Here is a 9,134-nt window from a genome sequence, read left to right on the forward strand (position 1 = left end):
GTCTGGTCGTAGCCGACGGGGGCGGGATTGAGCGAGGGAACGGCGCTGCCGTATCCGGTGAAGGAACTGCTGACGGCAGCGCGCCTGGAAGTCGCCGCGGAGCTGCGCAGCGACGGCAAGGACGGCACCAAGGTCTCCCTGTCGGCGGGCCGCAGGACAGGCGGCGGGGACGGCAGGCACGAGTACGTGTTCGACTGCAAGAAGTGGTCCGACGCGCTCGATGGCAAGCCGGCGCTCATACGGCCCTCCCGATCGACCGGCCCGTGGTCACCTGCCGAGGTCTCACGCATGCCCGAGGGCAAAGTGCGCGTCGTCACCGGGGCGGACCTCGGTGCAGCACCGGCCCATGTGCAGATACGGGAGGACGACGCGGCCACCTGGCGGGTGCTCGCGGAGCGGTTGGAAACCGTGGGCCAGCCGAACCACCCCGTCCGCCCGGCCAGCGCGGGGTGGGCCCTGGGGCAGGGCGCCCCGCGCCTGGGCAGCAGCGGCAACGCCACCGTCCAGTGGGTCGCCGGCTGGAACTCGCTCAAGCTCAACCCACGGCAGCGCCAGGCCGTCGAGCAGGCCCTCGCCAGCGATGTGCTGTTCCTCTGGGGACCGCCCGGCACGGGCAAGACCGACGTGGTCGGACACATCGTCGAAGGGTGTTACCGCCAGGGCCATTCGGTGCTCTTCCTCGCCCCGACCAAGGTGGCCGTGGATCAGGCTCTGGAACGGATCTGCGAGCTGCTGTCGGCCGAGCAGGGCTTCGAAGAGGGCCTTGTGCAGCGCGCCGGTGACATCACCGTGGCCTCGCTGCGGGACAAGTACGGCGACCAGGTCGACACGGAACGGATCGCCGCGCGACTGGGCGCCCGTATCGACGGATCCCTCAGCCAGCTCGCCACGGCACTGCGAGAGACCCATGCGGGCATCGCCCTCCACGACAAGGTGGACGGTCTGCGCGCGGACCTCGCCAAGGCCCAGCGGACCCGCGGTGCCGCGAGCAAAGAGCGGGCAGCGCACGTCGACGCGCAGAATCACGCCCTTTCCACGATCCGGGATCAGGAAGATCTCATCAGGAAGATCGGGATGCCGAGCGGCATGTTCGCGGGCCGCAAGCAGGCGAAGCTCGACGAGGCGCAGGACCGTCTGCGAGGCGCCCGTGCCGCCGCTCAGCAGGCGACCGGCCAACGGGCGGACGCGGAACTCCGGCTGCGCCTGGCCGACAAGGAGATCGAGGTCATCGAGCGGGAACTGGCGGCGCAGCAGCCGAGGCTCACCGCACTACCCGCCCGCCCGGCCCTCCTCTCCCAGGCCGAACACATCCGCCGGCAGATCGGCGAGCTCGAGGAGCAGCGCAGGACGATCGCGGACACCGTGCGTTCGACGTGCCGTGTGCTCGGCGCCACGGTCACCAAGGCCGTGCAGACCCGCAAGCTCCTGGACCGGATCGACGTCGTGGTCGTCGACGAAGCGGGGATGGTCGATCTGCCGTCCGCCTGGTACGTGGCTGGTCTGGCGGGCAAGCGGCTCGTGTTCGCCGGTGACTTCCGCCAGCTCCCTGCGGTGACCAAGGGTGATGGTGATCGAAAGGCCACACCGCACGACCGGGAGCACGCGCGTCGGTGGACGGCCCGGGACGTCTTCCACACTGCCGGGCTCGTCAGCGCGGGCGGTTCCGTGGTGCCGGACGCCCGCCTCGTCGCACTCGACACCCAGTACCGCATGCGTAGTGCCATCTGCGACCTCGTGAACACGGTGGCGTACCCCGACGCGCCTCTGAAAACCGGCCGTGGTGACGACTCCCGTATCCCGTTCAACGGGCTGGTCGACGCGCCGCTCCTCCTCATCGACACCTCCGCTCAGCGCATCCCGGGCCGCGACCACCAGACCAACACCGTCCACGAAGCCGCCGTACACGAACTCGTCCGAGGGCTCCAGTACGAGGGTGTGCTGCCCGGCCGCAAGTGGCAGGACGTGCCGGCCGGGGAACGAGCGACCGACCGGCTCGCTGTGATCGCCCCGTACCGCAAGCAGGTTCAGGCTCTCAACGCCAGCCTCGCCTACCGCTTCGGCGAGCAGTACGACGGCCTGGTCGACACCGTGCACCGTTTCCAGGGCAGCCAGCGCCCCATCGTCATCCTCGACACCACGGCGGGAGCCGGCAGGCAGCCCGGCTACTTCTACCAGGGGACCGGGCTGTCCTCCCGCACCTGCCGCCTGCTCAACGTCGCCCTCAGCCGGGCCCAGGACCATCTCATCGTCATCGCGGACGTCGAGCACCTGCGGGAGCACCTGCCCGAGACGAGCGAGGCCCGCCGGATGCTCGACCACCTGGAGGCGCACGCCCAGTGCATCTCCGTGGACCAGCTCATCCCCGTGCGCGAGGCCGCTCAGCTCGCCGCCCTGAGCGAGGAGGAGCTCGCCCGCCCGGCCTTCTTCCCTGCGGACGAAGTGCCCAGGGCTGTGAGCTGGGACATCGACCGGGCCCGACGCAGCATCGAGGTCTACTGTCCCTTCCTCGACACACGGCCCGTCCGCACCTGGTCGACGCAGCTGGCGAAGCGCGTGGCCGACGGCGTCAGGGTGACCGTACGCACCCGCCCGCCGGAGGAACAGACCACGGACGCGGCAGTGGAACGCGTCCGTGGCCTGGTCGAGGAACTGCGAGGGGCCGGTTGCCAGGTGGAGTTCCGCGAGCGCATGCACGAGAAGGTGCTGATCCTGGACGCCACCGTGCTGTGGCACGGGTCGCTCAACCTGCTGGCCAACTCGGGTCCGACGGATCTCATGATGCGCCTCACCGACCCGTCCGCGTGCGAGCGTGTCGGCCGCGTGATCGAACGGGCCCGCAAGGAACGGGCCGCCTGGAACCCCCGGCCCTCCAAGCGGCCAGATGCTTCGACGCAGGCCCCAGGCGGGAGACGGTTGTACCTGAACGTGCCGTACGCGGAGAAGGACGAGGCGAAACGGCTGCTCGGTGCGCGCTGGGACAGTCAGCGACGTCAGTGGTACGTCGACGCCGACCGAGTCAGCCGTGAACAGGCAGCACGATGGCTGCCGCCTCAGTCCTGAGCGGTCAGCAGTACGACTGTCACCACCGCCAGGTAATCTCAGCTATGTCATCAACGCGGCCCGACGGGCTTCCGCTCCATCCCGGTGGAGTCTCGAAGGACATGCCCCCACCCGCACGAGTCTCTTCGTGCTGCCTGGGGGAAGTCCTTGCTGTTCCGCGCGTCCGCGAAAACGGTCGCCGTCATGGCACTCGACGGTTCGCTGTTCCTGCACCTGACCGATCAGTTCGCCCACATGCACGGCTACCGCCCCGGCGCCTCGGAGGTCCGCTCCTGGGAGCGCAGCATCCCTGTCCTGGCCGCCGCTCTCAACGATGCGGGCCTGGGCGACGTGGAAGTCATGCTGGAGTACGCGCTCCCGTTGAACAGCAAGCGTGCGGATGTGGTGCTCGCCGGTGTACACCCGAGGACGGGCGAGCCGTCGTACGTCGTGGTGGAGCTCAAACAGTGGAGCCAGGCAGTGCCCCACGAGGACGACTCCACCCTGTGTCACGTCGACGCCTACGCGCATCCCGTACTGAACCCGATCGAGCAGGTGCGCCGTTACTGCGACTACCTGGTCAACTTCAACGGTGCCGTGGCCGAGCACCGGGACCGCGTCAACGGCGTGGCATTTCTGCACAACGCCACCGAGTTCGGGGTCGCAGGCCTGCGCGACATAGAACAGGACGGTCACGGACTGCTCTTCACCGGGGAACGGCGCGGCGCCTTCCTGGAACATCTCCGTTCGAAGCTGAGCGACGAGCATCCCGGGGCACGAACGGCGGATGAACTTCTCGCCGGTGCCACCGTGCCGTCGAAGCAGCTGATGGCCGTGGCCGCCCAGGAGGTGCGAGAACGCCAGCAGTTCGTGCTCCTCGACGAGCAGCAGGTCGCCTACCGCATGGTGCTCAACGCCGTGGAAAAGGCCAAGTACGCCGACCGCAAGGAAGTCGTGATCGTCACCGGCGGCCCCGGTACCGGAAAGAGTGTGATCGCCCTCCAACTGCTCGGTGAGCTGTACCGACGCGGAGTTCCGGCGCTCCACGCCACCGGATCGCAGTCGTTCACGAAGACGATGCGCAAGGTCGCCGGTTCCCGTAAGCGGGACGTACAGGACCTGTTCAAGTACTTCAACAGCTTCATGACCGCCGAGAAGAACAGCCTGGGCGCCCTGATCTGCGACGAGGCGCACCGCATCCGGGAGACTTCGGCCAACCGCTACACGCGCGCGGCGCTCCGGACCGGCAGGGCGCAGATCGATGAGCTCATCGACGTCGCGTACGTGCCCGTCTTCTTCCTCGACGAGCACCAGGTCGTACGCCCCGGAGAGATGGGCACCGTGGCCGAGATCAAGGCGGCGGCGGCCAGACGAGGCATCGCTTGTCATGTCGTCCCGCTGGACAGTCAGTTTCGCTGCGGAGGCAGTGACGCCTATCTGCGCTGGGTGGTCCGGCTCCTCGGACTCGAGCCCGGCGGGCCGGTGGTCTGGGAACCCGACGACCGTATGCAGCTGCTGGTCGCCGACAGCCCGCAGGAGATGGAAGCATTCCTTGAAGCCCGACGGGCCCAGGGGTACGGCGCCCGCATGTCCGCCGGCTACTGCTGGCGCTGGTCCCCGGAGCCCAAGCCCGGACAGCCGCTGCCTCCCGACGTCGTCATCGGCGACTGGGCCCGCCCGTGGAACCTGCGGGGCGACCGCTCGGTTTCGGGCGCGCCCCCGGCCGCGCTGTGGGCTACCGACCCCGCAGGTTTCGGGCAGGTCGGCTGCGTCTACACCGCCCAGGGCTTCGAGTACGACTGGTCCGGCGTCATCATCGGCCCCGATCTGGTCTGGCGTGGTGACCGCTGGGTCACGGATCGCACGGCGTCAAAGGACCCGGTGTTCAAGACGTCCACCCCGGACACCGATGTGGACCGGCTGATCAGGAACACGTACAAGGTGCTGCTGACCAGGGGCATGGTCGGCACGATCGTGTATTCCACGGACCCCGAGACACGGGGGAAGCTGCGGGAACTGGTGGGCGGCCGACCGGAAGTGAGGACTTCCGCGGTGGCCAAGTCCGCTGTTCGCCCCTGAGCATGCGATCCCGCCATCATGCCTGCAGCGAAAGGCGACAAGGCTTCGGTCTCGAAAGTCCTTCCTGACCCTCGGCGGCCGGCCCTCGTGCCGCGGCAGGCGCGCTCATGGTTCTGAGGCTTAGCCGTCGCCGTGGCTCCCGTTGTCACCCTTCCAGTTATCGGCGCTCTGTCGCACGAGAGGTTGACAGGACGGGTGCCGCCCCCATGACGCCCATTTGATGCCCCGAGTGTGGTGCGCAGTCGCCCTGTCGGCTTTCCAGCCGCTACAGCCGGCCGAGGATGGAGGTCAGTGTTTCGATCTCCTGGGCGGAGAGCTTGTCGGTGAAGTGGCGGCGTACGGCGGCGTCCAGGCCGGGGTGGACGGTGGTGATGGCCTGGCGTCCGGTGTCGGTGAGGGTGACGGTGACGCCGCCGGCGCGCTCGCGGGTGACGAGTTGGCGTTTGCCCATGCGGGTGAGCTGGTGGGAGATGCGTGTGCGGTCCCAGCCGAGCGACGCCGCCAGCTCGCTCTGGCGCAGGGAGCCCCCCGCCTTGTTCAGGTTGACGAGGATCGTCAGGTCCGGCTCGGACAGGCCCGCGGCCTCGGCGGCGTCCGCGATCACACGGGCTCGGACGATCTCGTGGGCGCGCTTGAAGGCGGACCAGAGGTCTACGGGATCCAGGGCAGGGTCGCCCGTGGGCTCGTTCGGGTCGAGAGCCGCACTCCCTGGCGTTGACATATCAACATGCCCTTTCTGGTGTTGAGATATCAACATTAGCAGGAGGGGCGCCTCGTCGGCCCTTGGCTGCCGTGCCCACCTTCTTCGCCCCGCGGAAGGATCCATGCAGACCCGAACCCTTGGAACCGGCGGCCCGCAGGTCGGCCCTCTCGGGTTGGGCTGCGCCGGTATGTCCGACCACACCACCCCCGCCGACGAGGCTGACGCCGTCGCCACCATCCACGCCGCCCTCGCTGCCGGGGTCACCCTCCTGGATACCGCCGACTTCTACGGCATGGGCCACAACGAGCACCTCATCCGCCGCGCACTGCGCGACGGCGATCGCGAAAAGGCGGTCCTGAGCGTCAAGTTCGGCGGGCTGCGCGGTCCCGACGGGACGTTCGTCGGCATCGAGGGCCGGCCCGCCCACGTGAAGAACGCGCTCGCCTACTCGCTGCGCCGCCTCGGCACCGACCACGTCGACATCTACCGCCCCTCCCGCCTGGACCCCGACACCCCGATCGAGGACACCGTCGGCGCCCTCTCCGAACTGGTCCAGGCCGGATACGTGCGCCACGTCGGGCTGTCCGAGGTAGGGCCAAAGACCATCCGCCGCGCCCACGCCGTGCACCCGATCTGCGACGTGCAGATCGAATACTCCCTGTTCAGCCGTGGCCCGAGACCAACGGCATCCTGGACACCTGCCGTGAGCTGGGCATCGGCGTCACCGTGTACGGCGTCCTCGCACACGGCCTGCTCACCGGCGCCTACCGGCAACCCGCCGGAGGCGACCCGCGCGCCCACTGGCTGCCCCGCTTCCACCCCGGCAACCTCGCCACGAACCTCGCCCTGGTCGACCGGCTGCGGCCGCTCGCCGGCGCACACGGCATCGGCGTCGCCCAACTCGCCACCGCCTGGGTCATGGCCCAGAGCGGCGAGCGCGGCACCATCGTGGCCGTCCTGGGCGCCCGCCGACCGCACCGCGTCGAGGAGGCCCTGGCCGCGGCCGACGTCGCCCTGAGCGACGCGGACCTGCGTGCGATCGACGAGGCCGTTCCCGTCGGCGCGGTGGCCGGAACCCGGTACGCCGCACCCCTCATGGCCTTGCTGGACAGCGAGCGCGGCCCGAAGCCGCCCGCCACGCCGGCGTCTGCCGAAGAAACAGGAGCACATCATGAACACGTCTGAGTCGCCGCTTGCCGGGACGGCCCGGTCCGGCAAGCCGATCGGTGTGGGGATCATCGGGCTCGGGGCGCACGGCAGTTGGGCCGAGCGCTCGCATCTGCCGGCCGTGCGCGCTGTACCGGGGTACGAGCTGAGGGCTCTCAGCGCGAGTTCGCGACAGTCGGCGGAGCGCTCCGGGCAGCAGCACGTTGTGGCCCGCGCCTTCGGGACGGCGGCCGAACTGGTCGCCTGCGACGAGGTGGACCTCGTGGTCGTGGCGGTGAAGGTGCCGTACCACCGGGAACTGGTGCGGACGGCTCTGGACGCCGGCAAGAGCGTGCTGTGCGAGTGGCCGCTGGGCAACGGGCTCGCGGAGGCCGAGGACATGGCGCGGCGGACTCGCGTTCGTCCTCGCGGCGGAGCAGAGGTAGACGCCGGGCACGCCGGTGGCATACGGGTCGAGGGCCGGGCGGGGCCGGAAGACCAGCTGCCAGGGGTCGTTGGCGCCGGTCACGATGTCGCCGGCGACGTAGTTCTCGTTGTACCGGCTCAGCTCGGTGGTGGAGCGCACGTGCGTCGCCCGGATCCGGTCGCGGAAGCCGGGGGCGAACTGCTCGATCCGCGCGGTGATCGCCTCGGTGGCGTCGCCGGTGAAGCCGACCGGCACGTGCGCGTAGGCGTAAAGCGGGTGCACGTCGCCGGCCGACCGGGTCTTGTCGGCGAGGTACTGCTGGCCGACGAGCACGAACGGCCGCTGTGGCATCCGGCCCGCTGCCACGTCCTTCTCGGCCGCCGCCGTCTCCGCCGCGCTGCCCCCGAGGTGCACCGTGCCGGCCCCGCGCGATCCCTCGTGCGCCCACGGCACCCCGCCCTCGACGGCGAAGTCGACCTTGAACGCGCCGGGACCATGGCGGTAGCGCAGGTACGCGCGGCGCACATGGCGCGGCATCCGCGCGCCCGCGATCCGGGCGGCGGCCGCCGGCGAGGTGTCCAGCATGACCAGGTCCGGGCCGCCCAGCTCGTCGAGCGAGGTCACCCGGCGGCCGGTCTCGAACCGTACGCCGTGCTCGGCCGCGCGGCGGACGATCGCGTCCCGGATCGCGGCCGTACCCCCCTCGGCGACCGGCCAGCCGACCGCGTGCGCGGCCGTGGTCAGCGCGACTCCCATGGCCGAGGAGAGGAGCGTGTCCAGGGGCCGGAAGGCGTGCGCGGCGGCTCCCGTGAAGAGGGCCTCGGCCTCCGGCGTACGGAAGCGGTGCGCGAGCAGCGTGGCCGGCAGAGCGGCGTACGCGCCGAAGCGGGCCAGGTGGAGCGGGTGGCGCGGCACGTGCAGCACCGGCTGCAGGAACTCCTCGCTGATCGTGTCGAACCGTTCGGTGAGCGGCCCGAAGGTGCGCTGCCACCCGCGGCCGCCCGCCCCGAGCCCGGCGGCGGTCTCGGCCACCGACCGGACCGCGACCGCGCCGCGCCCGCCGTCGAGCGGGTGCGCGAACTCGGCCGGGGCCCAGCGCCAGGTCAGTCCGGCCCCGGCCAGGTCGAACCGCTGGGCGAAGGCCGAGTCCGGCGTCATGGGGTGTATGCCGGAGCACTCGTCGTGGATCAGGCCGGGCAGCGTCAGCTCACTGGACCGGGCGCCGCCGCCGAGGGTGTCCGCCGCCTCGATCACCCGGACCTGTACGCCCGCGGCGGCGAGGGTGAGGGCGGCGGCGAGCCCGTTGGGTCCACTGCCGACCACTACGGCGGTCGTCATGCGAGGGCCCCTTCCCCGCTCGCCGGTTCGGTACACCGGTGGTGCTCCGGGGGCCGCCAGGTGACCTCCGGCGGGACGGGACGCGGACGCGGCGCCGACGATCGCCGCCCGCCGTGGCGGCCCTCGCCGGTCCGGCGGCCACGGCTGCCGGACGACGAGGTCGCACACCGGCGGAGCGCCGGCACCGGCCGCGGGCTGGCCGACGTGGGCTGGCCGACGTGGATCGGCTGCTGTGGGTCGGGCGCTGTGGGTCGGTTGCTGTGGGCTGGCTGCCGCGGGCCGGGCGCCGTGGGTTGGCTGCTGTGGGTTGGTTGCTGTGGGCTGGCTGTCGCGGGCCGGGCGCTGTGGGTCGGTTGCTGTGGGCTGGCTGTCGCGGGCCGGGCGCTGTGGGTCGGTTGCTGT

3 protein-coding genes and 3 pseudogenes are annotated in these 9,134 nt (G+C 70.7%); 4 read left to right on the forward strand and 2 right to left on the reverse strand.

The window, feature by feature from the left end; all coding sequences use genetic code 11:
* Positions 1-27: 27 nt before the first annotated feature.
* On the forward strand, positions 28-3,060 hold the full coding sequence (locus AB0950_RS12705) for an AAA domain-containing protein (RefSeq protein ID WP_366778488.1): 3,033 nt from the start codon (positions 28-30) through the stop codon (positions 3,058-3,060).
* A gap of 147 nt (positions 3,061-3,207) precedes the next feature.
* Positions 3,208-5,118, forward strand: a complete 1,911-nt coding sequence (locus tag AB0950_RS12710; RefSeq protein WP_366778489.1) for a DUF2075 domain-containing protein — start codon at positions 3,208-3,210, stop codon at positions 5,116-5,118.
* Between the two features lie 265 nt (positions 5,119-5,383).
* Here AB0950_RS12710 and AB0950_RS12715 read toward each other — a convergent pair whose 3' ends face one another.
* A complete protein-coding gene (locus tag AB0950_RS12715; RefSeq protein ID WP_366778490.1) occupies positions 5,384-5,839 on the reverse strand; it encodes a MarR family winged helix-turn-helix transcriptional regulator in 456 nt (151 codons plus the stop codon).
* Positions 5,840-5,942: 103 nt separating this feature from the next.
* Here AB0950_RS12715 and AB0950_RS12720 point away from each other — a divergent pair.
* A pseudogene (locus AB0950_RS12720) lies at positions 5,943-7,006 on the forward strand (aldo/keto reductase).
* A pseudogene (locus tag AB0950_RS12725) lies at positions 6,993-7,319 on the forward strand (Gfo/Idh/MocA family oxidoreductase); the annotation flags it as partial. The pseudogenes AB0950_RS12720 and AB0950_RS12725, both read left to right, overlap by 14 nt.
* A gap of 684 nt (positions 7,320-8,003) precedes the next feature.
* Here the strand turns inward: AB0950_RS12725 and AB0950_RS12730 are convergent.
* Positions 8,004-8,732, reverse strand: a pseudogene (locus AB0950_RS12730) (NAD(P)-binding protein); the annotation flags it as partial.
* Positions 8,733-9,134: the final 402 nt, after the last annotated feature.

Source organism: Streptomyces sp. NPDC007189, assembly GCF_040703635.1.
In the GTDB taxonomy this organism is placed as follows: Bacteria; Actinomycetota; Actinomycetes; order Streptomycetales; family Streptomycetaceae; genus Streptomyces.